The 24,680-nt window shown below is 70.9% G+C and carries 25 protein-coding genes and 1 tRNA gene; 14 read left to right on the plus strand and 12 right to left on the minus strand.

Annotation, left to right across the window (positions count from 1 at the left end):
• Nucleotides 1–33: 33 nt before the first annotated feature.
• Nucleotides 34–852: a nucleotidyltransferase domain-containing protein gene (locus ABFX81_RS07765; RefSeq protein ID WP_086848399.1), complete on the plus strand. Its 819-nt coding sequence runs from the start codon at nucleotides 34–36 to the stop codon at nucleotides 850–852.
• 6 nt (nucleotides 853–858) lie between these two features.
• Here ABFX81_RS07765 and ABFX81_RS07770 read toward each other — a convergent pair whose 3' ends face one another.
• The 4 genes from ABFX81_RS07770 to sp36 all read right to left on the minus strand — a co-directional run bounded on the left by ABFX81_RS07770 (nucleotide 859) and on the right by sp36 (nucleotide 3,265).
• Nucleotides 859–1,689 carry an MBL fold metallo-hydrolase gene (locus ABFX81_RS07770; protein WP_086848401.1) on the minus strand — a complete coding sequence of 277 codons (831 nt, stop codon included), beginning with the start codon at nucleotides 1,687–1,689 and terminating at the stop codon, nucleotides 859–861.
• Complete coding sequence (locus ABFX81_RS07775) at nucleotides 1,686–2,564, minus strand: NUDIX hydrolase (RefSeq protein ID WP_086848403.1); 879 nt, start codon at nucleotides 2,562–2,564, stop codon at nucleotides 1,686–1,688. The genes ABFX81_RS07770 and ABFX81_RS07775 overlap by 4 nt, the downstream gene beginning before the upstream one ends.
• A gap of 81 nt (nucleotides 2,565–2,645) precedes the next feature.
• Nucleotides 2,646–3,107, minus strand: coding sequence for a RidA family protein (locus ABFX81_RS07780; RefSeq protein WP_059414928.1), 462 nt, complete (start codon nucleotides 3,105–3,107; stop codon nucleotides 2,646–2,648).
• Complete coding sequence (sp36, locus tag ABFX81_RS07785) at nucleotides 3,107–3,265, minus strand: Sp36 family protein (protein ID WP_003991873.1); 159 nt, start codon at nucleotides 3,263–3,265, stop codon at nucleotides 3,107–3,109. Before sp36 ends, ABFX81_RS07780 begins: the two co-directional genes overlap by 1 nt.
• A 130-nt stretch (nucleotides 3,266–3,395) precedes the next feature.
• Between sp36 and bagA the strand changes: the two genes are divergently transcribed.
• Together bagA and bagB are read left to right on the plus strand one after the other, a co-directional pair.
• Nucleotides 3,396–4,373, plus strand: coding sequence for an ATPase BagA (bagA, locus tag ABFX81_RS07790; RefSeq protein ID WP_086848405.1), 978 nt, complete (start codon nucleotides 3,396–3,398; stop codon nucleotides 4,371–4,373).
• Between the two features lie 70 nt (nucleotides 4,374–4,443).
• Nucleotides 4,444–5,841: an ATPase BagB gene (bagB, locus tag ABFX81_RS07795; protein ID WP_346137817.1), complete on the plus strand. Its 1,398-nt coding sequence runs from the start codon at nucleotides 4,444–4,446 to the stop codon at nucleotides 5,839–5,841.
• Between the two features lie 193 nt (nucleotides 5,842–6,034).
• On the opposite strand, the gene wblA is transcribed toward bagB, so the two are convergent.
• The gene (gene wblA, locus ABFX81_RS07800; protein WP_346137818.1) at nucleotides 6,035–6,373 is read right to left on the minus strand and encodes a transcriptional regulator WblA; all 339 of its coding nucleotides are present in this window, start codon (nucleotides 6,371–6,373) and stop codon (nucleotides 6,035–6,037) included.
• 408 nt (nucleotides 6,374–6,781) lie between these two features.
• On the opposite strand from wblA, the gene ABFX81_RS07805 reads away from it, so the two are divergent.
• The 4 genes from ABFX81_RS07805 (at nucleotide 6,782) to ABFX81_RS07820 (ending at nucleotide 10,795) form a co-directional block, all read left to right on the plus strand.
• Nucleotides 6,782–9,085 (plus strand): transglycosylase domain-containing protein, encoded by a 2,304-nt coding sequence (locus ABFX81_RS07805; RefSeq protein WP_086845482.1) that lies wholly within the window; start codon nucleotides 6,782–6,784, stop codon nucleotides 9,083–9,085.
• A 142-nt stretch (nucleotides 9,086–9,227) separates the two neighbouring features.
• Complete coding sequence (locus tag ABFX81_RS07810; protein WP_086845480.1) at nucleotides 9,228–9,641, plus strand: transposase; 414 nt, start codon at nucleotides 9,228–9,230, stop codon at nucleotides 9,639–9,641.
• 95 nt (nucleotides 9,642–9,736) lie between these two features.
• Nucleotides 9,737–10,354, plus strand: coding sequence for a PASTA domain-containing protein (locus tag ABFX81_RS07815; RefSeq protein WP_346137819.1), 618 nt, complete (start codon nucleotides 9,737–9,739; stop codon nucleotides 10,352–10,354).
• A 45-nt stretch (nucleotides 10,355–10,399) separates the two neighbouring features.
• Nucleotides 10,400–10,795 (plus strand): hypothetical protein, encoded by a 396-nt coding sequence (locus ABFX81_RS07820; RefSeq protein WP_086845475.1) that lies wholly within the window; start codon nucleotides 10,400–10,402, stop codon nucleotides 10,793–10,795.
• Between the two features lie 348 nt (nucleotides 10,796–11,143).
• Here ABFX81_RS07820 and ABFX81_RS07825 read toward each other — a convergent pair whose 3' ends face one another.
• Both ABFX81_RS07825 and ABFX81_RS07830 read right to left on the minus strand, forming a co-directional pair.
• A complete protein-coding gene (locus ABFX81_RS07825; RefSeq protein WP_086845472.1) occupies nucleotides 11,144–11,371 on the minus strand; it encodes a LuxR C-terminal-related transcriptional regulator in 228 nt (75 codons plus the stop codon).
• Between the two features lie 222 nt (nucleotides 11,372–11,593).
• Entirely contained in the window at nucleotides 11,594–12,058 is a 465-nt protein-coding gene (locus ABFX81_RS07830) for a GatB/YqeY domain-containing protein (RefSeq protein WP_086845470.1), read from the minus strand.
• A 135-nt stretch (nucleotides 12,059–12,193) separates the two neighbouring features.
• Here ABFX81_RS07830 and ABFX81_RS07835 point away from each other — a divergent pair, with 135 nt between their 5' ends.
• The 3 genes from ABFX81_RS07835 to ABFX81_RS07845 all read left to right on the plus strand — a co-directional run bounded on the left by ABFX81_RS07835 (nucleotide 12,194) and on the right by ABFX81_RS07845 (nucleotide 14,194).
• Nucleotides 12,194–13,120 carry a metallophosphoesterase gene (locus ABFX81_RS07835; RefSeq protein ID WP_086845468.1) on the plus strand — a complete coding sequence of 309 codons (927 nt, stop codon included), beginning with the start codon at nucleotides 12,194–12,196 and terminating at the stop codon, nucleotides 13,118–13,120.
• A gap of 179 nt (nucleotides 13,121–13,299) precedes the next feature.
• Complete coding sequence (locus ABFX81_RS07840) at nucleotides 13,300–14,073, plus strand: Pr6Pr family membrane protein (protein ID WP_346137820.1); 774 nt, start codon at nucleotides 13,300–13,302, stop codon at nucleotides 14,071–14,073.
• 47 nt (nucleotides 14,074–14,120) lie between these two features.
• Nucleotides 14,121–14,194 (plus strand) — tRNA-Pro (locus tag ABFX81_RS07845).
• A 112-nt stretch (nucleotides 14,195–14,306) separates the two neighbouring features.
• On the opposite strand, the gene ABFX81_RS07850 is transcribed toward ABFX81_RS07845, so the two are convergent.
• A complete protein-coding gene (locus tag ABFX81_RS07850; protein WP_086854522.1) occupies nucleotides 14,307–15,089 on the minus strand; it encodes a TIM barrel protein in 783 nt (260 codons plus the stop codon).
• A 119-nt stretch (nucleotides 15,090–15,208) separates the two neighbouring features.
• Here ABFX81_RS07850 and ABFX81_RS07855 point away from each other — a divergent pair, with 119 nt between their 5' ends.
• Nucleotides 15,209–16,234 carry a substrate-binding domain-containing protein gene (locus ABFX81_RS07855; protein WP_086854521.1) on the plus strand — a complete coding sequence of 342 codons (1,026 nt, stop codon included), beginning with the start codon at nucleotides 15,209–15,211 and terminating at the stop codon, nucleotides 16,232–16,234.
• 242 nt (nucleotides 16,235–16,476) lie between these two features.
• On the opposite strand, the gene ABFX81_RS07860 is transcribed toward ABFX81_RS07855, so the two are convergent.
• From ABFX81_RS07860 to ABFX81_RS07870, 3 genes are all read right to left on the minus strand, one after another.
• Complete coding sequence (locus ABFX81_RS07860) at nucleotides 16,477–16,953, minus strand: Pycsar system effector family protein (protein WP_086854520.1); 477 nt, start codon at nucleotides 16,951–16,953, stop codon at nucleotides 16,477–16,479.
• Between the two features lie 81 nt (nucleotides 16,954–17,034).
• Nucleotides 17,035–17,742, minus strand: a complete 708-nt coding sequence (locus tag ABFX81_RS07865; protein WP_346137821.1) for a TIGR03943 family putative permease subunit — start codon at nucleotides 17,740–17,742, stop codon at nucleotides 17,035–17,037.
• The gene (locus tag ABFX81_RS07870) at nucleotides 17,739–18,785 is read right to left on the minus strand and encodes a permease (protein WP_346137822.1); all 1,047 of its coding nucleotides are present in this window, start codon (nucleotides 18,783–18,785) and stop codon (nucleotides 17,739–17,741) included. The genes ABFX81_RS07865 and ABFX81_RS07870 overlap by 4 nt, the downstream gene beginning before the upstream one ends.
• 176 nt (nucleotides 18,786–18,961) lie before the next feature.
• Here ABFX81_RS07870 and ABFX81_RS07875 point away from each other — a divergent pair, with 176 nt between their 5' ends.
• Nucleotides 18,962–20,857, plus strand: coding sequence for a potassium channel family protein (locus tag ABFX81_RS07875; RefSeq protein WP_346137823.1), 1,896 nt, complete (start codon nucleotides 18,962–18,964; stop codon nucleotides 20,855–20,857).
• A gap of 466 nt (nucleotides 20,858–21,323) precedes the next feature.
• On the opposite strand, the gene ABFX81_RS07880 is transcribed toward ABFX81_RS07875, so the two are convergent.
• Nucleotides 21,324–23,177 carry a prolyl oligopeptidase family serine peptidase gene (locus tag ABFX81_RS07880; RefSeq protein WP_086847221.1) on the minus strand — a complete coding sequence of 618 codons (1,854 nt, stop codon included), beginning with the start codon at nucleotides 23,175–23,177 and terminating at the stop codon, nucleotides 21,324–21,326.
• 253 nt (nucleotides 23,178–23,430) lie between these two features.
• Here ABFX81_RS07880 and ABFX81_RS07885 point away from each other — a divergent pair, with 253 nt between their 5' ends.
• The gene (locus tag ABFX81_RS07885; RefSeq protein WP_086847223.1) at nucleotides 23,431–23,805 is read left to right on the plus strand and encodes a nuclear transport factor 2 family protein; all 375 of its coding nucleotides are present in this window, start codon (nucleotides 23,431–23,433) and stop codon (nucleotides 23,803–23,805) included.
• 53 nt (nucleotides 23,806–23,858) lie between these two features.
• Nucleotides 23,859–24,653, plus strand: a complete 795-nt coding sequence (locus ABFX81_RS07890) for an SURF1 family protein (protein WP_086847225.1) — start codon at nucleotides 23,859–23,861, stop codon at nucleotides 24,651–24,653.
• Nucleotides 24,654–24,680 lie beyond the last annotated feature (27 nt).

The following is a 24,680-nucleotide window of genomic DNA, read 5'->3' on the forward strand; positions in this document are numbered from 1 at the left end:
CGCCGGCCTCCCCCTTCACGGCACAGTGACCGCATGGCCGGAACCGTTCGCCGCCCGGGACTCGACGCCCAGGGCTTCATCGCCCGGGAGGGCTCCCTCGCGCGCGTGCCCGACGCCTTCCGTCCGGTCGTCGCCGCGACCGGGGAGCGGCTGACCGACGTGTTCGGGGCGCGGCTGCACAGCGCGTACCTCTACGGGTCGATCCCGCGCGGCACCGCGCGTGTGGGGCGCAGTGACCTCGACCTGCTGCTCGCCCTGCGCGAGGAGCCGACCGACACGGACCGGGCGGAGGCCCGTGCCCTCGGTGCGGCGCTGAACAGGGAGTTCGGGCAACTCGACGGGCACGGGACGCTGCTGTTCAGCCGGGCGAGGCTGCTGAGCGACCTGGAGCGGTACGACCTGGGGTGGTTCGTCGCCTGCCTGTGCACCCCTTTGCTGGGCGAGGACCTGGCCGCGTACCTGCCGCGTTACCGCCCCGACTCGCTGCTGGCCCGCGAGACCAACGGTGATCTGGCCCTGCTCCTGCCGCGCTGGCGCCGGCGGATCGCCGAGGAGGGCGGCACGGAAGAGGCCCGCCGTCCGCTCGTCCGCTTCATGTCCCGCCGCCTCGTGCGCACGGGCTTCACGCTCGTCATGCCTCGCTGGAACGGCTGGACCAGCGACCTGCGGGAGATGGCCGAGGCGTTCGCCCGGTACTACCCGCGGCGCGCCGAGCAGATGCTGACCGCCGCCGTCCTCGGCCGGGAGCCGACGGGTGACGCCGCCGTGCTCGTGTCGTACGTCGACGATCTCGGGCCCTGGCTCGCCGGGGAGTACGCGCGCGTGCACGGCGTCAAGGCGCCGCGTCCATGAAGGGCCCTAGATGAGCCCGTGCTCCTCCAGGTAGTCCAACTGCGCCCGTACCGACAGTTCCGCCGCCGGCCACAGGGAGCGGTCGACGTCGGCGTAGACGTGGGCGACGACCTGCCCGGGGGTCCGGTAGCCGTCCTCGACGGCCGTCTCCACCTGGGCGAGGCGGTGGGCGCGGTGGGCGAGGTAGTACTCCACGGCGCCCTGGGCGTCCTCCAGGACCGGGCCGTGGCCCGGGAGCACCGTGTGGACGCCGTCGTCGACCGTGAGGGACCTGAGGCGCCGCAGGGAGTCCAGGTAGTCGCCGAGCCGGCCGTCGGGGTGGGCCACGACCGTCGTACCGCGGCCCAGGATCGTGTCGCCGGTCAGGACCGCCCGGTCGGCGGGGAGATGGAAGCAGAGGGAGTCGGCGGTGTGGCCGGGAGTGGGGACGACCTTCAGTTCCAGGCCGCCGGTGGTGATCACGTCCCCGGCGGCCAGGCCCTCGTCGCCCAGCCGCAGTGCCGGATCGAGTGCGCGCACGCGCGTGCCGGTCAGTTCGGCGAACCGGGCGGCGCCCGCCGCGTGGTCGGGGTGACCGTGGGTCAGCAGGGTCAGGGCGACCCGCTTGCCGGCCTGCTCGGCCGTGGCGACGACATGGCGCAGGTGCCCGTCGTCGAGCGGGCCCGGATCGACCACCACCGCCAGGTCCGAGTCGGGCTCGGAGAGGATCCAGGTGTTCGTGCCGTCCAGGGTCATCGCCGACGGGTTGGGGGCCAGGACGTTGACGGCCCGCGCGGTGGCGGGACCCGAGAGGACCCCGCCGCGAGGCTGGCCGGGAAGGGCTGCTGCGTCCGTCATGCGGTGGCTCCACCAGTCGGTGCGTTCGGGATGTGCTTGGTGAACTCGTCGTGGCCCGGCCAGGAGAGCACGATCTCGCCGTCCTCCAGGCGGGCGGTGGCCAGGACGGGCGTGAGGTCACGCCCCGGGGCGGCCGCGAGCGCCTGGGCGGCGCTCTCGTACGCCGTCAGCTGGCGCAGGGTCGCGATGGTCGGCGGCATCATCAGCAGCTCGCCCCTGTCGTACCCGGCCGCCGCCTCGCCCGGCGCGATCCACACCGTACGGTCGGCCTCCGTGGAGGCGTTGCGGGTGCGCTGTCCCTCGGGGAGGGCGGCCACGAAGAAGAAGGTGTCGTAACGGCGGGCCTCGAACTCCGGGGTGATCCAGCGGGTCCAGGCGCCGAGCAGGTCGGAGCGCAGGACCAGGCCGCGGCGGTCCAGGAACTCCGCGAAGGACAGGTCCCGGGCGACCAGGGCGGCACGGTCGGCCTCCCAGTCGGCGCCGGTGGTGTCGCCGACGACCGAGTCGGGCGCCGGGCCGGCGAGCAGCACGCCCGCCTCCTCGTACGTCTCCCGTACGGCCGCGCAGACGATCGCCTGGGCCGCCGTCTCGTCGACGCCGAGCCGGTCCGCCCACCACGCGCGCGTGGGGCCCGCCCAGCGGACCTGGTGGTCGTCGTCCCGGGGGTCGACGCCACCGCCCGGATACGCGTACGCGCCTCCGGCGAAGGCCATGGAGGCGCGTCTGCGCAGCATGTGGACGGCGGGGCCGGTGCCGGTGTCCTTCAGGAGCATGACGGTGGCCGCGCGCTTCGGGGTGACCGGGGTGAGGGTGCCGGCCGCGAGTGCGCGGATGCGGTCCGGCCACTCCGGGGGGTACCACTGACCGTTCGCCATGGGCGCGAGGCTATCCCGTGACGGGCGGATGTTCGAGTGGCCCCGGGGGCGGATTCCGCAGCTGGGACCACCGAAAGGAGGTTATGCGAGCTCCACCTGGATCTCGACTTCCACCGGTGCGTCCAGCGGCAGCACCGCCACGCCCACCGCGCTGCGCGCGTGCACGCCCTTGTCGCCGAGGACCTGGCCGAGCAGCTCGCTGGCGCCGTTCAGCACCGCGGGCTGGCCCGTGAAGTCGGAGGCCGAGGCCACGAAGCCGACGACCTTCACCACGCGCGCGATGCGGTCCAGGTCACCGGCGACGGACTTGACGGCGGCCAGGGCGTTCAGCGCACACGTGCGTGCCAGCTCCTTGGCCTCCTCCGGCGTGACCTCCGCACCGACCTTGCCGGTGACCGGAAGCTTGCCGTCCACCATCGGCAGCTGACCGGCGGTGTAGACGTACGGGCCGGACTGCACGGCCGGCTGGTACGCGGCGAGCGGCGGGACGACGTCGGGCAGGGTCAGGCCGAGCTCGGCCAGCTTCGCCTCGACGGCGCTCATTACTGCTTCTCCCGCTTCAGGTAGGCCACGAGCTGCTCGGGGTTGTTCGGCCCGGGCACGACCTGGACGAGCTCCCAGCCGTCCTCGCCCCAGGTGTCCAGAATCTGCTTCGTGGCGTGGACGAGCAGCGGCACGGTTGCGTATTCCCACTTGGTCATGCGGCCGACTCTAGCCGCTGCCGGAGAGGGGTCACACGGCCGACCACACCCCCGGGCGTCCGCCCTCCTCGGCGATGGTTATCCACAGCCTCCCGCGTAGCCCGGGCACGGACTGGTTAGGCTCGAATACGTGAGCAGGCTCCAGGTCGTCAGCGGCAAGGGCGGTACCGGTAAGACCACGGTGGCCGCGGCCCTAGCGCTGGCCCTGGCCACGGAGGGGAAGCGGACGCTTCTCGTCGAGGTCGAGGGCCGCCAGGGAATCGCGCAGCTCTTCGAAACGGAGGCGCTGCCTTATGAGGAACGGAAGATCGCGGTCGCTCCCGGGGGCGGGGAGGTGTACGCGCTGGCCATCGACCCCGAACTGGCCCTTCTGGACTACCTCCAGATGTTCTACAAACTGGGGGGCGCCGGACGGGCCCTGAAGAAGCTCGGGGCGATCGACTTCGCCACCACCATCGCACCCGGCCTGAGGGACGTACTCCTCACCGGCAAGGCGTGCGAGGCGGTGCGGCGGAAGGACAAGAGCGGGCGGTTCGCGTACGACTACGTCGTCATGGACGCCCCGCCCACCGGGCGCATCACGCGCTTCCTGAACGTCAACGACGAGGTGGCCGGGCTCGCCAAGATCGGCCCGATACACAATCAGGCCCAGGCCGTGATGCGGGTGCTGAAGTCGCCGGAGACGGCCGTGCACCTGGTGACGCTGCTGGAGGAGATGCCCGTCCAGGAGACCGTGGACGGCATCACCGAGCTGCGGTCGGCGCGGCTGCCGGTGGGGCGGATCATCGTGAACATGGTGCGGCCGGAGGTGTTGGACGCGGCCGACCTGGAACTCGTACGGACGGTCCCGCGTTCCACGGTTGCGCGGTCGCTGTCGTCCGCCGGGCTCGGCGGGGCGAGGCGCGGCGGGCGTGCGGAGCGGCTGGTCGATCCGCTGCTCACCCAGGCCGAGGAGTACGCCGAGCGGTACACGCTGGAGCACGAGCAGCGTGCGGTGCTCACCGAGCTGGGCCTGCCGCTGCACGAACTGCCGCTGTTCGCCGAGGGCATGGACCTGGCGGGGCTGTACGAGCTGGCCCGCGAGCTGCGCGAGCAGGGCGTGTCATGAGCCGGGCCGGCCGCTGCCCCCGGAACAGCACACAGGCAAGGCCCGTCTCGAGTCGGAAGCAGGGGATGTCATGAGTCGTCCGGACCCGGCCCACACCCACGACCCGGCCCGCCACCACCTGCCCCCCGCGCGCGTGCTCGACATCGATCCGCTGCTGGAGGACCCGAAGACCCGCATCGTGGTCTGCTGCGGCTCGGGCGGGGTCGGCAAGACCACGACCGCGGCGGCCCTGGGGCTGCGCGCGGCCGAGCGCGGCCGCAAGGTCGTCGTCCTCACCATCGACCCGGCCCGCCGGCTGGCCCAGTCCATGGGCATCGACTCCCTCGACAACACCCCGCGCCGGGTGAAGGGCATCGACGACTCCGCGGGCGGCGAGCTGCACGCGATGATGCTCGACATGAAGCGCACCTTCGACGAGATCGTCGAGGCGCACGCGGATCCCGAGCGGGCCGCCGCGATCCTGGGCAACCCCTTCTACCAGTCGCTCTCGGCGGGCTTCGCAGGCACGCAGGAGTACATGGCGATGGAGAAGCTCGGGCAGTTGCGGGCCAGGGACGAGTGGGACCTGATCATCGTCGACACCCCGCCGTCCCGCTCGGCGCTGGACTTCCTGGACGCGCCCAAGCGGCTCGGGTCTTTCCTGGACGGGCGGCTGATCCGGCTGCTGACGGCGCCGGCGAAGCTGGGCGGCCGGGCCGGGATGAAGTTCCTGAACGTCGGGATGTCGATGATGACCGGCACCCTCGGCAAGCTCCTGGGCGGCCAGCTCCTCAAGGACGTCCAGACGTTCGTGTCCGCGATGGACACGACCTTCGGCGGGTTCCGCACCCGCGCCGACGCGACGTACAAGCTGCTCCAGGCGCCCGGCACGGCGTTCCTCGTGGTCGCGGCCCCGGAGCGGGACGCGCTGCGCGAGGCCGCGTACTTCGTGGAGCGGCTGGCCGCGGAGGACATGCCGCTCGCCGGGCTGGTGCTCAACCGGGTCCACGGCAGCGGCGCCGACCGGCTGTCGGCCGAGCGGGCGCTCGCCGCCGCGGAAAATCTTGAAGAGCCCCGCATTGTGGATCAGGAGAGCGGGAAAGCAGTACTTCGTAACTCCCCCGACACGTACGACAGTTCAGGCTCTCCCACATCCGAAACACCAGCTCCGGCTGCTGCTCCGGCTTCTGACGGTGGCTCCCCCGCCGAGGACGCCGAGAACACCGAGCGCTCCGTCGACCAGCTCACGGCAGGTCTGCTGAGGCTGCACGCCGACCGTATGCAGCTGCTCTCCCGTGAGCAGCGCACGCGTGACCGCTTCACCGCGCTCCACCCGGAGGTGGCCGTGACGGAAGTGGGTGCGCTGCCCGGCGACGTGCACGACCTCGCGGGACTGCGCGACATCGGCGACCGGCTCGCGGCGAACGAGCGCGAACTGCCCGAACCCGAGCTGCCCGAGGCAGGCACCCGGCCTGAGGCGAGTGCCTGAGCGGCGTCCGAGGCGAGTGCGTGAGCGACGTCCGGGCGAGTGCTTGAGCGCGCAGCACGAGTGTGCCTGAGCGCAACGCGAGTGCGCCGGGGCACAACCCGAGTGCCTGAGGGCGACCCTGCGCCGCCCACGAGCCTGTCTCCGTGAGGGGCCTGAGCCCCGACCTGAGCCCCGGGTAGCCCCGGGGAACTCCTCAGCTCACCGCCGCGTAGTTCTCGTAAATCTCGTCGTCATCGAGCGGTACGACACCGCACCCCCGCTCGTACTCCGAGCGCGCGGTCTCCAGCAGCCGGCGCCAGGAGGTCACTGTGGGCCGCCTGCGCAGCAGTGCGCGGCGCTCCCGCTCCGTCATGCCTCCCCACACGCCGAACTCGACGCGGTTGTCCAGCGCGTCGGCCAGGCACTCCGTACGCACCGGGCATCCGGTGCACACCGCCTTGGCCCTGTTCTGCGCTGCTCCTTGAACGAACAGTTCATCCGGATCGGTAGTGCGGCAGGCCGCCTGCGCACTCCAGTCGACTACCCAGCCCATACCGGCGCCGTCCTCTCCCGAATCGAGGCTCCCCCACGGCGGCAGCGGCATATTCACCGCCGCCAGTTGAGGACGTTACGGAAGGTGGGCACAGCGCAACACCCCCAGCGGGCCCAATCTTGAATGGTCCGAACGGACTATGGGTAAGCGGCAGATCACCCGGGGGAGTGAGCTGGCGACATACGTAACTTTCCCGGCAAACCAGGACAGTTCAGTTGCGTCACAACGGACGCCGTATGACACACAAGGCGGATTCGGACACGACCCCATCAAAAAAGTTGGGGAACACCCGGAACGATTCGGGGTCGCCGGACGTATTGATACGTGGCCTCACTGCTGTGACAGTTGAGAGCAGCTTAGGCCAAGGCCTGTACGCCTGTCCGGCGAATGAGAACGTAGGCTGCCCTCATGCCAAAGAAGCGCTCGGGCGGTGGTCTGTCACCCACGCAGCAGGCCGCCAAGTTCCTCGGTGTCAGTGTTCTCGCGGGAGCCGTGCTGGCCGGTATCGCGCTGCCCGCGGTGGGCGCGCTGGGGCTGGCGGCGAAGGGATCGGTCGAGAGCTTCGACGAACTCCCGGCCAACATGAAGACCCCGCCGCTGAGCCAGCGCACCACGATCCTCGACGCCGACGGCGGACAGATCGCCACGGTCTACTCGCGCGACCGCACGGTGGTCCCCCTCAAGGACATCTCGCCGTACATGCAGAAGGCGATCGTCGCGATCGAGGACTCACGCTTCTACCAGCACGGCGCGGTCGACCTGAAGGGCGTCCTGCGCGCCCTCAACAAGAACGCGCGAAGCGGTGAGGTCGCCCAGGGCGCCTCGACCCTGACGCAGCAGTACGTGAAGAACGTCTTCGTCGAGGAGGCCGGCAACGACCCGACGAAGGTCGCGCAGGCCACCCAGCAGACCATCGGCCGCAAGATCCGCGAACTGAAGTACGCGATCCAGGTCGAGGAGGAGCTCGGGAAGAAGAAGATCCTCGAGAACTACCTGAACATCACGTTCTTCGGCCAGCAGGCCTACGGCATCGAGGCCGCGGCCCAGCGCTACTTCTCCAAGTCCGCCGAGGATCTGAACGTCCAGGAGGCGGCCCTCCTCGCGGGCATCGTCCAGTCGCCCAGCCGGTACGACCCGGTCAACGACGAGGCTGAGGCCACCAAGCGCCGCAACATCGTGCTCCGCCGCATGGCCGACGTCGGCGACATCTCCCGGGCGCAGGCCGCCGAGGCGATGAAGGCGCCGTTGGGCCTGAAGGTCAGCAAGCCCAAGAACGGCTGCATCACGGCGATCAAGGGCGCGGGCTTCTTCTGCGACTACGTGCGCGAGGTCTTCCTGAACGACCCGGTCTTCGGCAAGACCAAGGAGAAGCGGGCGAAGGTCTGGAACCAGGGCGGCCTCACCATCCGCACCACCATGGACCCCCAGGCCCAGGAGGCGACACAGGCGTCCATCAAGGACCACGTCTACACGAGCGACGACGTGGCCACCGCCGCCACCCTCGTCCAGCCCGGCACCGGCAAGATCCTCGCCATGGGCCAGTCACGTCCGTACGGCGTCGACATCAAGGAGGGCGAGACGACCCTCAACCTGTCCGTCAACGACGACATGGGCGGCGGCATGGGCTACCAGCCCGGTTCGACGTTCAAGCCGATCGTGGCCGCCGCGGCCCTCGAGGACGGCATGCCGGCGAACAAGGTGTACTCCTCGCCGTACCAGATGGCGTACCCGAGCCCGGTCTCGGCGTGCGACGGCAAGATCTGGAAGAACAGCCGGACCAACCCCGCCAAGCTCGAGAACGAGAACGAGTCCGAGGTCGGTCCGTACGACATGAAGGAAGCGACCGCCAAGTCGGTCAACACCTACTACGTGCAGATGATCAGCGACATCGGCATCTGCCCGGTCACCACGATGGCGAAGAAGATGGGCGTCGAACGGGCCGACGGCCGCAAGATCGACCAGGCTCCGTCCATCGCCCTCGGCACCCAGGAGATGTCCCCGCTGACCATGGCGAACGCGTACGCGACCTTCGCCTCGCGCGGGATGCACTGCACGCCGGTCGCCATCGAGTCGGTCACCCAGCGCGTCGGAGACCAGAAGAAGTCGCTCCAGGTCCCGAAGTCGACCTGTTCGCGTGCGATGTCGGAGAAGACCGCCGACACCATCAACGCGCTGCTGCGAGGCGTCGTCGAGGACGGTACGGGTAAGAAGGCAGGCCTCGACAGCCGCCCCAGCGCCGGCAAGACCGGTACGACGGACGAGCGCTACGCGGCCTGGTTCGTGGGCTACACGCCGAACATGGCCGGTGCCGTGTGGGTCGGCGACCCGGCCCACAAGCGGAAGATGACCAACATCACCATCGGCGGCCGGTCGTACGGCAAGGTCTTCGGCGGTGAGGTCCCCGGCCCGATCTGGGGCGACATGATGAACGGCGCGCTGGAGGGCAAGCCCGTCGAGCAGTTCAACACCGTCCACATCCCCGACGGCATCGACCGGGACCGCGGCGACGGGGACGGCGACGACGAGGGCCGCGGCGACGGGGACGACGGTGACAACGGCAACGGCAACGGCTTCATCGGCGGCCTGGTCGGCGGCAACAACGGCGGCGGGGGCGACGACCCCTTCCCGACTCCTTCCTTCTCCATTCCGGAGGGCTTCTTCCGGGGCCAGGACAATGGTGGCGGGAACGGGAACGGCGGGCGGGGCGACTGACTCCTCGTATCTCTTGAGGACTCTCCGTACCGGTCCGCACTTCGGCACATACGCCAGGGCCACCAGGCCGGCCCTGGCGTAATTACGACAACCTGCGTCGGGAACGCCGCTGTCTCATGTGGTGACCTCGACGATGGGGAGCATGACTGGCGATCTCGCCCGACGACTGGTCACCGACGAGCTGTGGGCCCTGACGAAGCCGCTGCTGCCACCGTTCACACCGCGCCGGCAGGGAGGGGGCACCGCGCCCGTCGACGAGCGCATGGTGCTCACCGCAGTGGTGTACGTACTGACCAGCGGTTGTCCCTGGCGAATGCTGCCGCCCTGGCTCGGGGTCTCACCGGCGACGGCGCACCGCCGCTTCACCGCCTGGACGGAGGCCGGTGTGTGGCGACGGCTGTACCGGGTCGCGGTGCGTGACGAGCTCGCCGGCCCGGGCGAGTCCGGGTGGGCCGCCGCGATCGTGAAGGCCGCGAGGCTGCGGGCCGGGCAGGTGCCCGCTACGGGCCGCCGACAGGCACCACGTGAGACGGCCACGAAGGCACGGAATCACTGAGCAACTGCCCAATCCGGACAGCAACGGAACCCTTGACTCCCTAATTGAACTGGTGTTCCTTTGATCACCAAGCGCATGAAGGGGGGAGTGGATTCATGAGGTTCCAGAACATCTCCGAGCGGCGAATACGCGGCTTCTTGACGAGTACCGCAGCCGCTCTGACGGTTCTGGCCGGGATTACCGCGTGCAGCTCGGGCCCAGCCGGCGAAGAACGCGGAGAACGGGTCGCAGCACATGGTGAAGCCGAATCCACCGCCCGCCCGGCCGAGGGCCCCCTCGACGTCGTCATGGGAGAAAAAGCGGACGAGGGCAAAGGGTTCTCGCTCCGTGATGCGACAGATCTGAACCGGTATGTCAGCCCGGCCCACGCGGAGAAATTCAAGGTCTGCTTCGAGCAGGAGAAACCGCACCTCAGCGCGGTGGTCCTCTTCACGGTCCGGAGTTCCGAGACATGCCCGCCCAGGGTCGGCGCCGAATGGAAAGCCGACGCGACGCCGGACGTCGTGGGCATGGACCTCCGCAGGGCCACCGACCGGCTCCTGCTGACGGGATACACACCGAAGCACATACACGTGGACGCCACCGGCGGAACCGTGTCCAAGGAACGTAGCTGGTCATACAAGATCTGCCGACAGAGTCCCGCGGCCGGCACCCCCTTCTCGGCAGACCTGGAGCCGCGGCTCGTGATCGCGGCCTCCTGCCGCAAGGACTGAACCAGAAACCTACGGATCCACCCGATACAAAGAAGAGGTAACCCCATGCGCAATTTCGCACGCGCCGCGGCCGTACTTCCGATCTTTGCGGCGCTCACCATCGGTATGACGGCAACCGCCCAAGCCGAGACGAACTGCACCGACTACTCCGACAACGGCGGCGCCAAGGCCACGTTCAAGGCGTACGGCGAACATCTCCTGGTCGACGACATCTTCGCCGACGGTAACTCCGCCATCGGAGGCATCGAAATCTACGGCGACGGTCACTACTTCTACTGGAACAGGAACGGCGCGGACTCCGGTGTCCGCGACGTCGACCTCGACATCGCGGAGGGGACGAGCGTCGTCATCAACGCCTTCCTCGGCGACTGGGACGGCACCGTCACGGGCGGCATCGATTTCGGTTCCAATGTCGTCTCGAATTGCCACGGTGTGGCCTGAACCACCGCGTCCGCGCCTGAAGACCAAAAGGGAGTGTGACTGACGCATGCGCACTCATTTGGCAGTAGCAACACCAAGCTCGACTCCGGTGCATACAGCCGTTACGCGGGACCGGTCACCGTGACGCGGACCAACGGACACTGCATCGACCTCGGCGGTGGCGAGGACATCGGGGGCCTGTGGGCCGGCAGGAGCGTCAACGGCGTCCACTGCGGGTGAGCGTGCGTCGCTGAAGCCCCCGTACCGCTTTCCTCTCGGTGCTCCCGAGGAGACTCGAGAGGAAAGCGGTACGCCCCGACAGCGACCTCGTGCATGCGGGTCGACAGCGTTCGCCGCGGTTCCGTTGGATCAGTTCGCTGACTGGTTCATGCCGAAGATGAGCCCGAGTTCCTGCGCCTTCGCCCCCAGGGCGAAACGGCCGCTCACTCCGAGATCCGTCATGATCCTCTGCACGCGACGCTGCACGGTCCGATGACTGACCCCGAGCCGTCGGGCGACGGTCGCGTCGTCGAGCCCCTGGTAAAGCAACCTCAGCACGTCGAGATCCCGTGCGTCCCCCCGATCGGCCGCTTCCATCGGCCCCCCTTCGCCCCGCCGGGCACACCGAATCGGCTCAGCCCGCAGCCTTTTCCGTCAGCCGGCAGCCCTATCCGTCAGCCGCAGCCCTTCCGTCAACCCGCAGCTTTTTCCGTCAGCCCGCCGCTGATCAAGGCATCCGGTCAGAATGGCTGAAAGCCGACGTTCACCGGCCACCGAAGCCGCAGGGCCTCGCCCCGTACTGGCCGACTCGACGTCCGGTCAGCCGGCCAGCAGCTTCTTCACCGCGGCGGCGACCCGGCCGCCCTCCGCCTGCCCGGCCACCTTCGGGTTCACGATCTTCATGACGGCACCCATGGCCCGGGGCCCCTCGGCACCCGCGGCCTTCGCCTCCTCGACGGCCTGCGCGACGATCGCGTCCAGCTCGTCGTCGGAGAGCTGCTTGGGCAAGTAGCCGGCGAGCACCTCGCCTTCCGCCTTCTCCCGCTCAGCGCTCTCGGCACGACCGCCCTGGGCGAAAGCCTCGGCGGCCTCCCGACGCTTCTTCGCCTCGCGGGTGATCACCTTCTGCACCTCGTCGTCGGAGAGCTCCCGCTTCTGCTTCCCCGCGACCTCCTCCTTGGTGATCGCGGCGAGCGTCAGCCGGAGCGTCGAGGAGCGGAGCTCGTCGCGCTCCTTGATCGCGGCGTTGAGGTCGTCCTGCAGCTTCGACTTGAGCGTGGTCATGGGGTTGATTGTCGCAGGTGCGACGGGAAAGGCGCCCCTTCATTTAAGGAGGCGGTGAGGCAAGGCCCGGCACCGCCGGGGCATTTCGCGCACCGCCGGACGCAGGCGACCGGCGCGGTCTGACACGATGGCCGTATGCACGCGCGATACGGAGTCCCCCTGGGAATCACGGCGGCTGGTGCCGCCGGTCTGTTGTACGCGGCGGGCTTCGAGGCCCGCTCCTTCCGCCTCCGCCGGGTCACGGTCCCGGTCCTGCCCTCGGGAATGCGCCCCCTGCGCGTGTTGCAGGTCTCCGACATCCACATGGTCAGCGGTCAGCGCAAGAAGCAGCGCTGGCTGCGCTCCCTGGCGGGCCTGCGCCCCGACTTCGTGATCAACACGGGCGACAACCTCTCCGACCCGGAGGGTGTCCCGGAGGTCCTCGACTCGCTCGGCCCTCTGATGGAGTTCCCGGGCGCGTACGTGTTCGGCTCCAACGACTACTACGGCCCCGTGTTCCGCAACCCCGCCCGCTACCTGCTGGAAAAGGTGCAGGGCCGCCACGGCCTGAACGGCAACCCGCCGGCCGTCGGCGTGGTGCACAACCCGTGGGAGGACCTGCGGGACGCCTTCGACGCGGCGGGCTGGCTGAACCTGACGAACACGCGCGGCACGCTCAAGATCGAGGGTGTCTCGCTGGAGCTGACGGGCCTGGACGACCCGCACATCAAGCGGGACCGCTACGAGCAGGTGGCCGGCGGCCCGTCGGACTCGGCCGACTTCTCCATGGGCGTGGTCCACGCGCCGTACCTGCGCATCCTGGACGCCTTCACGGCCGACGCCTACCCCTTGATCCTCGCCGGCCACACCCACGGCGGCCAGCTGTGCATCCCCTTCTACGGCGCCCTGGTCACCAACTGCGACCTGGACACGGACCGCGTGAAGGGCCTGTCCACGCACACGGCGGAGGGCCGTACGTCGTATCTGCACGTCTCGGCGGGCTGCGGCACGAACCGCTACACGCCGGTACGGTTCGCGTGCCCGCCGGAGGCGACGTTGTTGACGTTGGTGGGGCGGGAGTAGCGGAGTCGCTGCCCCAGGGCAGGGCTCGTGGCAGGGCTCGTGGGCAGCCCGTGGGGCCTGGCCGTGGGGCATGTGGGAGTCCTGGGGGCCATGGGAAGCGGGGAGAGACGTTGCGATCCCGTTAACCCACACAGCCCGCTCAAATAGCCCCCTATGTCCGCTTCTGCCAGCGTGGGGGCATGACCGCCCCGATACCCAGGGACATACCGGATCTCCCCGCGATTCCGGGCAAGCCCGCGCTGAAGCCCTCCCCCGTACCCGCCACGGCCGTCGTCACCCCGGTCCGCCGCCCGGCGGCCGCGGTCTTCCGCCTGCTGGTCACCCTGGCGGCGACCGTCGGCGTGACGCTCGAACTGCTCCTGGGTGACCCGTCCCGGACCCTGGGCTACTTCGCGATCCAGAGCAACATCCTGCTCGCGCTGGTCATGGCCTTCTCGGCCCGCCGCGCGTGGACGGCCAGCCGCCCGCTACCAGGTTCCGTGCTGGGCGCGACCCTGCTCTACGTCGTCATCGCGGCCCTGGTGCACCACCTGCTCCTGGCGAACGAGGCGAGCCCCTTCTCCCTCACGGGCGAGGCCGCGGCGGCACCGACGGGCTGGCAGGCCATCGCCCACCACACCCTCCACACGCTGACCCCGATCGCGGCCGTACTGGACTGGCTCCTGCTCACGACCCCGGGCCGCCTGCACCTGCGTCAGGCCAGCACCTGGCTCCTCTACCCCCTGGCCTACCTGGCCTTCTCCCTCACCCGAGGTGAACTGCTCCTCCCGGGCACCCCCGACCGCTACCTCTACCCCTTCCTGGACGTCGACCAGGACGGCTACAAGAAGGTCCTGGGCAACGCCCTCCTCCTCGGCCTCTCCTTCTACGCCCTCGCGACCCTCCTCGTGGCCCTCGACCACGCCCGCCCGAACCCCCTCCGCCACCCCTGGAAAACCGGATTTCGTCTCTAGCCACCAGTGGGCTAAAGTAAACGTCGTCGCCGCGACAGCAGCGACATCGGGGTGTAGCGCAGCTTGGCAGCGCGCTTCGTTCGGGACGAAGAGGTCGTGGGTTCAAATCCCGCCACCCCGACAGTGAAGTACCAGGTCAGGGGCCTGATCCAGTGAGTGGATCAGGCCCCTGACGGGTTCCTGAGATCGTTTGGGACACGCCTGGTGGCAGGGCCGCGTCGATCTCGCCTTGATCAGGGCGTGAAAGCCGAGCGGAAGCGCTCCAGGGCCACTTCGCTGTCGCCGGAGGCCCAGGCCTCCATCGCGACCGTGCCCTCGTAGCCGATCTCCTTCAGGACGCGGGCGACCGCAGGGTAGTTGATCTCGCCGGTTCCGGGTTCGCGGCGGCCGGGGACGTCGGCCACCTGGATTTCGCCGATCAGGTGCAGGGCGTGGGCCTTGCGGACCAGTTGGATCAGGTTCCCCTCGCCGATCTGGGCGTGGTACAGGTCCAGGTTCATCCGCAGCCCGGGCCGGTCCACCGCCTGGACCAGGGCCAGGGTGTCGGCCGCGGTCGCGAAGGGGACGCCGGGGTGGTCGACGGCCGTGTTGAGGTTCTCCAGTGTGAAGACCACGCCGGCGTTCTCGGCCAGCTCGGCGAGGCGGGTGAGGGTGTGGTGGGCGGTGATCCACATCGGGCCCGTGGGGTCGCCGGTCGCGGGCGTAACCGGCAGGCCCTTGTCGTCCAGGCCGGTGCCGTGCAGGTTCAGCCGGGGGCAGCCGAGTTGCTCTGCCGCCCGGATCGACTCCTCAGCGGTGCGCAGGAGCTCCGCCGCGCCCTCCTCGTCGGTCAGACTGCCGCGGATGTAGCCGGTCATCGAGGAGAACTCGGCCGGGGTGCGGGCGAGCGCGTCGAGGTCGTGCCGGGTCCAGTCCCAGATCTCGGCCTGGAAGCCGGCGTCGTGGATGCGCCGGACCCGTTCGTCCATCGGCAGGTCCAGGAAGAGCATTTCGGCGCAGACCGCCAGTGTGTACATGGCCCGTTTCCTCTCGCCACGGCGACTTCCGTACTAGAACGTTCTAGCACCCCCGGCTGCCCAAGAGCTAGAACGTTCTACAATCAGGCTCTGCGATGACGACCCGACAGGGAGGACCCGTGCCAGAGACCCCGGCGGTCCCCGACGGAAAGCGGCCGACGCTCGCGGACGTCGCGGCGCGGGCCGGTGTGTCCACGGCGCTGGTCTCCATCGTGATGCGGGAGGCGAAGGGCGCCAGTGCGGCCACACGCGAGCGCGTCCTCCAGGCGGCGCGGGACATCGGCTACCGTCCGGACGCCCGGGCGCGGCTGTTGCGCAGCCAGCGCTCCCGTCTGCTCGGGGTGCAGTTCGGCCTCCAGCAGCCGTTCCACGCCGACCTGGTGGAGGGCATCTACGCGGCGGCCGAACCGGCCGGGTACCAGATCGCGCTGAGTGCCGTGGCCGCCGGGCGCGGCGAGCAGCGTGCCGCCGAGACGCTGCTCGCCGACCGCTGCGAGGCGCTGGTCCTGCTCGGTCCGCAGGCCCCCGCCGCGCGACTGGCGGAACTCGCCGGGCAGTTGCCGGTCGTCTCCGTGGCCCGCCGGCTGCGGTCGCCGATCCCGGGGCTGGAGGTCGTACGGACCGCCGACGACGAGGGAGCCCGGCAGGCGGTGGACCATCTCGTCGGCCTCGGGCACCGGGACATCGCCCATGTCGACGGCGGCCTGGCGCCGGGCGCGGCCGACCGGCGCCGCGGCTACCGCACCGCCATGAACCGCCACGGCCTGGGTGAACACCTCCGTGTCCTGCCCGGCGGGCTGACCGAGGAGGAAGGCGCCTCGGCCGCCCGGGCCCTGCTGGCGGCCCGCCCGCGCTCCACCGCCGTACTGGCCTTCAACGACCGCTGCGCGACCGGCGTCCTCGACGTGTTCCTCCGCTCCGGTGTGACGGTTCCCGGCGACATCTCCGTCGTCGGCTTCGACGACAGCCACCTGGCCCGGCTGGCCCACATCGACCTCACCACCGTCGGCCAGGACAGCGCGCGCCTCGCCCGGCTCGCGGTCGGCCGGGCCGTCGCACGCCTGGAGGGTGAGGAGGCCGCGGCCGGGGAGGACGTCGTCGCGCCTCGGCTTGTCGTGCGGGGGACGACGGGCGCGCCTCGCTGAAATCTGGACTCGCTCAGCGCCCCGCGCCGGGCGCTGCGGCGGCATCTTCGGCGATCAGGCACCGCAGGCCCGGGCTGCCCTGCGCGCCCCGCTCCGGTGCGCGACGTGCCTGCGAACCTACCCGGCCAACCTGGTAGCGCGGACGGCGCCAGGCAGGTCAACCGGGCGCTCGCGATGACCGCGTGTCTTGACTGCGGCGGTGAGGTCGCGGTGTGGGTGTACAACCCCCACGTCCTGGACCGCTAGGACAGGACCCCGGCCAGCGTCCCCGCCAGGGTGAGGGTGAGGAAGACCGCGCCCCAGGCCATCGCCCGGCGTATGCAGCGGTACTTGATCCACGCGGTGCGGGACAGGACCTCCAGCTGTGCCGCATCGTCTGAGGAGCCGGAGGAGCCGGAGGAGGAGGCCTGGGAGGGGCCTCGGGGGGATACGGCCAGACCGAGGAGGACGAGGGACGGGGCGCAGGCGGCGCAGCCGGCCCATACCAGGAGCTGGGGAATCACTGCGTACTGGCCGGGTGCGATGAGGCCGCCGGCGATCGCGCCGAGCAGGGCGGTCAGGGCCGCGCCCAGCGTCGCCAGCATCAGTCCGGCCTTGCTGTCGGCCTGCGCGAGTTGCTCGCGCGCCTCGGTCAGGAGGTCCCGGGTGAGTTCCGCCGCGCGGTCGGTCTGCGTCCCGGTCCCCCTCACCGTCCCGGTCTGGCCGCTCGGTGTGGTCATGCCTCCCCCTCGCTGATCAGCGGCATTCCCGAGTACCCGCAAGTTGCTCTTCTAGTACGCGAGTACGCCGGTACGCGGGGCTCAGTTGTTCCACGTCTCGTCGTACGGGTCGGCCGGTGCCGGTACCGGCCTGGCTCTGGTGACGTCGAGGTACGGGATCGGGCCGTCGTTGACCGGGTCCTTGGTCCGGCGGGGCGTGTACCGGCCGGTGATCTCCAGCCAGGTGTCCGGGCTCAGGACCGGGGGGACGTTGCCGGTCAGGGCGATCTTGACCGGCTGGGCGTCCGCCGCGCAGCAGTTGAGGCCCATGCGGACCAGGTAGGGGGCGCCCGTCCGGTCCAGGGTGACGAAGCCGGTGATCCTCAGCTCGCGGTCGCGGAGGGAGCGGCCGTCGTCGTAGACCGCGCGCCCGGCGTAGTCGGCCACGCCCAGGCGGAGGGGCCCGCCGGCGGGGAGGTCCGGGAACCCGAAGGGCTTCGTCAGGGCCGTGCCCGTGTGCGCCGCGCTGTAGGAGCCCAGGGCCGGCGGGGCGACCAGGATCAGGGCGAGGACGGGGAGGGCGAGGAGCCAGGAGATGCGGGGCTCGTGGTGGTGCTGCTGTCGTGCGGCTGAGTGGCGGCGTTCGTACCAGAGCGTCGCCGCCGCCGTCGCGATCAGCGCCACGCCCGCCAGCAGGACCAGCGGGCGCAGGCCCGCCTTGACGTAGCGCAGGTAGAGGTCGGTCAGGCCGGCGTGCAGGAGCGTCGCGCCGAGCAGGAAGAGGAGGGCCGTCTGGGCCAGGCGGTTCACAGCAGGACCGTTCCGGTCAGGGCCGACACGACGACGGCCAGGGCGAACGTCGCGGGGGCGAAGCGCAGGGCGAAGGCACGGCCGAAGGTGCCCGCCTGCATCGCGAACAACTTCAGGTCGATCATCGGCCCCACGACCAGGAACGTCAGACGGGCCGTCAGCGAGAACTGGGTCAGGGACGCCGCCACGAACGCGTCCGCCTCCGAGCAGATGGACAGCAGGACGGCGAGCACCGCGAGGGCCAGCACCGAGAGCACCGGATGCCCGGCCGCCACGCGCAGCCACTCCTCCGGCACCACCGCCTTCAGCGTCGCCGCGGCCATCGCACCGACCACCAGGAAACCGCCGGCGTGCATCACGTCGTGGCGCACCGAGCCCCAGAAGGCCGCTCCCCTGCCCCGGCCCTCGTACGACGGTCTGTCGGGCGGGCGCAGCCAGTCCGTGCGGCCGAGGCGGTGCCAGAGCCAGCCCATCACGCAGGCCACCAGCAGGCTCGCGACGAAGCGTGCCAGGACCATCTCCGGGTTGCCGGGGAAGGCGACGGCCGTCGCCGTCAGCACGATCGGGTTGATGGCGGGCGCCGAGAGGAGGAACGCCAGCGCCGCCGCCGGTGTGACCCCGCGGCGGACCAGCGCCCCGGCCACCGGCACCGACGCGCACTCGCAGCCCGGCAGCACCACGCCCGCCGCGCCCGCGACCGGGACCGCCAGGGCCGGGCGTTTCGGCAGTGCCCGGGCGAAGAAGGACGGCGGCACGAACACCGCGATCGCCGCCGACAGCAGCACCCCGAGCACCAGGAACGGCAGCGCCTGGACCATGACCGCGACGAACACCGTCATCCAGCTCTGCATCACCGGTGCGGACAGGGCCCCGCGGATCGGGTCCTGGAGCATCACGGCCGTGAGCAGCAGAAGGGTGAGCAGGAGGGGGGAGTTGAGGTGGCGGGCGTCGTCCGGGCCCGGGCCTTTGTCGGTGACCGGTGGGGTGGGCTCGTCGCTGACCGTCTCGTCGGTGTCCCGCGGGGCGGGTTTCGTGGTGGCCACGGGCCCGGTACCTCCGGTCGTGCGCACGGGCATTGCCTCCCCTTCTGTACGGCCGGGCCACGTCGGGTGTTCAGTCACCGTGGTTCCCTTCTGGAACCAGCCGTCCCGGTGAGGCAGTCTTCTCCCTTGTGGGGAGCGTTCCGAACCAAGGTCTGCCAGGTGACCCGGCCACGCACATGATCGTGTGCGGGGACGACGGGCTCGCGCACCGGCTGGCCGCCGAACTCCGTGGTGTGTACGGCGAGCAGGTCACGCTCGTGGTGCCGCCCTCGGTGCGGCGGGTGCGGCAGCCGGTGGTCGGACGCGCCCGGGCCGCCTCGGCGGCCCTGCTCGACCGGTTCAGCGCGGCCGTCAACCGGACGGGGGCGGGCGGCGCCGAACCGGCCGCGAACGAGCAGGTGGTGGAGGCCGCCGAGGTCACCGAGGCCGTGCTCACCGAGGTGGGCGCCGACCGGGCGGCGGCCCTGGCGCTCGTGTACGACGACGACGAGACCAACATCCGCGCCGCGCTCACCGCCCGCCGGCTCAACCCCCGCCTCAGGCTCGTCCTCCGTTTGTACAACCGGCGGTTGGGCCAGCACATCGAGGAACTGCTCGACCAGACCGCGGCGGTGGCCTCCGGCACCGGGCCCGGAACGGCAGGGCTGGACGCGTCGACGACCGTGCTGTCCGACGCCGACACGGCCGCGCCCGCACTGGCCGCCACAGCCCTCGTCGGGACCAGCAAGGTCGTCCAGACCGAGGGGCTCGTCCTGCGTGCCGTGGAGCGGCAGCCGCCGCGGCCCGGCGAGGTGGCCGACCCCGGTCTGTGCACCCTGGCGCTGCTGTCCGCGACGAGCAACGACCCGGCCGGCGCGGACGGTTCCGAGGGCAGCGGGGAGCAGGGGCCGCGGCTGCTGCCGGACGAGGCCGCGGTGGCGTCGGCGACCGGGCGCGGGACCGTCGTCCTGGAGCAGGTGTCGTACTCGGGTCCGTCCCTGCCCTCCGGGCGGGGCGGTGTGCCGCCGTTCGCCTCGCTGTTCTCACGCCGGCTGCGGTGGTCGCTGGCCGGTCTTGTGGGGTGTGTGCTCGCGCTCGCCGTCGCGTTGATGTTCGTGACCGGGGAGCATCCGCTGTACGCCACGTACGTCACGCTGCTCGACCTGTTCGGCATCAACGATCCCGCGTTCCACGAGTCGACCGGGCGGCAGGTGCTGCAACTGCTGTCCGGACTGGTCGGGTTGCTGCTGCTGCCGGTGCTGCTGGCCGCGGTGCTGGAAGCACTGGGCACGTTCCGCAGCGCCTCCGCGCTGCGGAAGCCGCCGCGGGGGCTGGGCGGGCATGTGGTGCTGCTCGGGCTCGGCAAGATCGGGACGCGGGTGCTGACGCGGCTGCGGGAGCTGCACATTCCCGTGGTGTGCGTCGAGTCCGACCCGGAGGCCAGGGGGATGGCCACGGCGCGGCGGCTGCGGGTGCCGGTGGTGCTCGGGGACGTCACGCAGGAGGGCGTGCTGGAGGCCGCGAAGATCCATCGGGCGCATGCGCTGCTGGCGTTGACCAGTGCGGACACGACGAATCTGGAGGCCGCGTTGTACGCGCGGTCCGTGCGGCCCGATCTGCGGGTGGTGTTGCGGCTGTACGACGACGACTTCGCGACCGCGGTGTACCGGACGCTCCGGGCCGCCCACCCGTTCGCCCTCACCCGGAGCAGGAGTGTGTCGCATCTGGCCGCGCCCGCGTTCGCCGGGGCGATGATGGGCCGGCAGATCCTGGGGGCGATTCCGGTGGAACGGCGGGTGTTGCTGTTCGCGGAGGTGGAGGTGGCCGGGCATCCGCAGTTGGAGGGGCGGACGGTGGGGCAGGCGTTCCGAGCGGGGGCGTGGCGGGTGCTGGCGCTCAACACGGCACCTCCTGGGGGGCGGCGGGGTGAGGGGGAGAGTCCGGAGGAGGAAGGCGCGCCGGCTTCGGGGCTGGTGTGGGATCTGCCTCCTACGTATGTGCTGGGGGCCGGTGATCGGGTGGTGCTGGCGGCTACGCGGCGGGGGTTGGCGGAGTTGCTGGGGCGGAGGCGGCGGGAGCGGGCGGGGGCGTAGTCGCCGAGCGGTGGGGTTCACTGCTCGGCGTTACGTGGTACTCGGCGTTGCGGCTGAGGCGCGAGGGGTTGCGCCACCCGGCGTCACGAGGTGCTCGGCGTCGGAGCTGAGGCCGGGGCGTGGCGCAACCCGGCGCAGCGGGGTGCCGCCCGCGCCCACCCGTGCCGCCCTGGGGGTACCTCCCAGGCCCTTAAGGCACTGGGGAGGCACGACTGCCCGCGGGTTGGCGGGCTAGGGCGTGTCCGTAAAGTCCCGTCGTCCGCCCGGAGGGCGGGCCCCGCGGCGTTCGGTGCGTGCTCTGGGGGTACCCCCGGCCGAAGGCTGGGGGAGTGCCGGGCGGACGCCCGCGTACTGGTTGTACGCGGGTGTTCGCACGGTGCGGCGAGTGGGGGCACCTCCCACGCCCTTAAGGCAGTGGGGGAGCGTGCCGGGCGTCGCAGGGCAGGCGGGACTTTGCGGACACGCCCTAGTGCTTCAGATACCTCTCCGCGAACTCCAGCTCCAGCCGCACCTGCTTGATCCGCTCGTCCACCACCAGTGACCCGTGCCCGGCGTCGTAGCGGTACACCTCGTGGACCGCGCCTCTCGCCTCCAGGCGCTTGACGTAGTTCTCGATCTGGCGGATGGGGCAGCGCGGGTCGTTGACGCCGGCGGAGATGTAGACCGGGGCCTTGACCTGGTCGACGTAGGTGAGGGGGGAGGACGCCTCGAAGCGGTCGGGGACCTCTTCGGGGGTGCCGCCGAGGAGCGTGCGGTCCATTGCCTTCAGCGCTTCCATCTCGTCGTGGTACGCCGTGACGTAGTCGGCGACGGGGACCGCCGCGATGCCCAGGGCCCACGCGTCGGGCTGGACGCCGAGGCCGAGGAGGGTGAGGTAGCCGCCCCAGGAACCGCCGGTCAGGACGAGACGCTCGGGGTCCGCGAGGCCGGAGGTGACGGCCCACTCGCGGACCGCGGCGATGTCCTCCAGTTCGATGAGGCCCACGCGGTGCTTCAGGGCGTCCGTCCAGGCACGGCCGTAGCCCGTCGAGCCGCGGTAGTTGACCCGGACCACCGCGTAGCCGTGGTCGACCCAGGCCGCCGGGCCCGCCGCGAAGGAGTCGCTGTCGTGCCAGGTCGGGCCGCCGTGGATGTCGAAGACCGTGGGGAGCGGGCCGGTGGTGCCCTGCGGCTTCTGGACGAGTGCGTGGATGCGGCCGCCGGGGCCTTCCACCCACACGTCCTGCACCGGCACCGAGCCGGGTGACTTCATGCCGGGCGGGTCGAGCACGACTCCGCCGGCGGTGGAGCGGACCGCCGACGGTTCGGCGGCCGAGGACCACATGTACTCCACGCTGCCGTCGGGCCGGGCCGTGGCGCCGGACACCGTGCCGGGCGGGGTCGGGATCTCGGTCAGGGCGCGGCTCGCCAGGTCGTAGCGGAACAGCTCGCTGCGGGCCTCGAAGCTGTGCGCGATGAGCAGGCCGCTGCCGTCCGGGTACCACTCGGCGCTGACGTCGCCCGGCAGTTCCAGCGCCAGGTCCGTCTCCTCGCCGGAGGTGACGTCCCAGACCAGGGGCTCCCAGCGGCCGCGGCGCTGGTGGCCGATGAGGAGGCGGGTGTCGCCGTCGACCGGGGCGAATCCGAGGACCTCCAGGCCGAGCTCGCGCGTACCGCCCTCGGTGTCGTCGAGGTCGGCGACCGGCGTGCCGTCGGTGCGCAGGACGCGCAGGGCGGAGTGCATGGCGTCGCCGTGCTCGGTGTGCTCGATGGCGATGAGCGAGCCGTCGTGGGAGAGGTCGCCGACGCCGGCCGACTCGCGGTGGCGGTAGATCTCCACCTGCTCCTCGCCGGTGCGGACGAGGTGGATCGTCGTACCGTCCTCGTCGGTCGAGCGGCCGACGACCGCCGTGCGCCCGTCACGGCCGAGGGCGAGGCCCGCCGGGTAGGAGGCGTCCAGGCCGTCGGCGGCGAGTTCGTCCGGGCCGCCCGTGAAGGGCTGGCGGCGCCAGACGCCGAACTCGTCGCCGTCCTTGTCGTCGAACCACCAGATCCAGGCGCCGTCCGGTGACAGCACGCCGTCCGTCGTGCCGTTCGGCCGGTCCGTCACCTGGCGCTGCTCGCCCGTCTTGCGGTCCCACGCGTACAGCTCGTACGTCCCCGTCGCGTTCGACACGAACAGGGAGCGGTCCGGCGCGTCCTCCGCCCAGTCGGGCAGGGACACCCGGGGCGCCCGGAAGCGCTTCTCCCAGTCCGGCATCCGCTCCTGCTGTCCCGCCGCTACCCCTTGCTCGTGCTGGTCCCGCTGTTCCCGCGCGTCGGATCGGTTGCTCTCAGTCATGGCCCCATAGTGCACGCCCTCGCCGACAATTCGCTGGCGAGGTCCTCAGCCTGTGGATAACCTCCACCGGTCCCCCTTCCCAGCAGGTCAGGAGTGACCATGTACTCCCCCACTCCGGCCGACCGGCACGAGGCTCGCCGAGTCGTCGAGATGTACTCGATCCGCGCCCGCAAGGACTGACCGGGCAACGGCCGGTAGGGGCGTTCGCGCAGGTCAGAGCCGATTGTCAGTGGCGGTGTGCACACTTCTCGGCATGACCGATCTGTGCGAGACCGTCGAGAGGTTCTGGGCCGCTGCCGAGGCGCGGGACTGGGCCGCGTTCGCCGGCACCCTGGCCGAGGACGTCGTCTACACGTTGCCCCAGACCCGCGAGCGCATCAGCGGGCGGGAGCGGTACGTCCGGTTCAACCGCGAGTATCCGGGCGACTGGCATCTGCGTGTCGAGCGCGTCGTCGCCGAGCCGGGCCAGGTCGTCACCTGGATCCACTTCACGGTGGGCCTGGAGGAGATGTACGGCATCTCCTTCTTCACCGGGGACGGAGAGGGCCGGATATCCACCGTCACCGACTTCTGGCCCGAGCCGTACGAGCCCCCGGCGGGCCGGGAGCACCTGGCGGAGCGGTATTGAGTGGTACCGACCCCGCGGGCCGGACCCGCCCGGCAAACCCGTACGGTAAGGGTGTGTACCGGTTTCTGCTGACGCCCCGATGGTGGGGGATCAACGTCTTCGTGCTGTTGTCCATCCCCTTCTGCATCTTCATGGGGTCCTGGCAGCTGGGCCGGTTCGAGGACCGTGTGCAGGACCACCGCACGGCGACGGAGCAGGTCTCCGAGGCCCGGCACGAAGCGCCTCGGCCGCTCGGGGAGATGCTGCCGGTGACCAAGGCGACGTCCGGGAAGCAGGTCACCGCGACCGGCCGCTACGGCAAGCAGTTGCTGGTGCCCGGCCGGGAGCTCGACGGCAAGCAGGGCTTCTACGTCCTGACGCTGCTGCACACCGACTCCGGCGAGGCGCTGCCGGTGGTCCGCGGCTGGCTGCCCGGTGCCGCCGACGCGGCGAAGGCGCCCGCGCCGCCCGCCGGAGAGGTCACGGTCACGGGGGCGCTCCAGGCGTCCGAGACACCGGGTGACAACGGCGTCAGCGCGCAGGGCGGCCTGCCGGCCGGGCAGACCGCGGCGATCAGTGCGGCGTCTCTGGTGAACCTGGTGCCGTACGACGTGTACGACGCGTGGGTCACGTTGGCGAAGGGTGACTCGGGGATGAAGGCGGTGCCGGCGAGCGCGCCGCCGGACACCGGGCTGGATCTGAAGGCGTTCCAGAACCTCGGTTACACCGCCGAGTGGTTCGCCTTCGTGGGGTTTGTGATCTTCATGTGGTTCCGGTTGCTGCGGCGCGAGATCGAGTTCGCGCGGGATGCGGAGCTGGGGTTGGTGCCGGAGGAGGAGCCTGTCGCTGCGGACGTCGGCGCAAAGTGAGCGGCGTCGCTGCTGAGGGCGGGTGGG

It is taken from the genome of Streptomyces coeruleofuscus (assembly GCF_039532725.1).
GTDB classification, from domain to species: Bacteria; Actinomycetota; Actinomycetes; order Streptomycetales; family Streptomycetaceae; genus Streptomyces; species Streptomyces coeruleofuscus.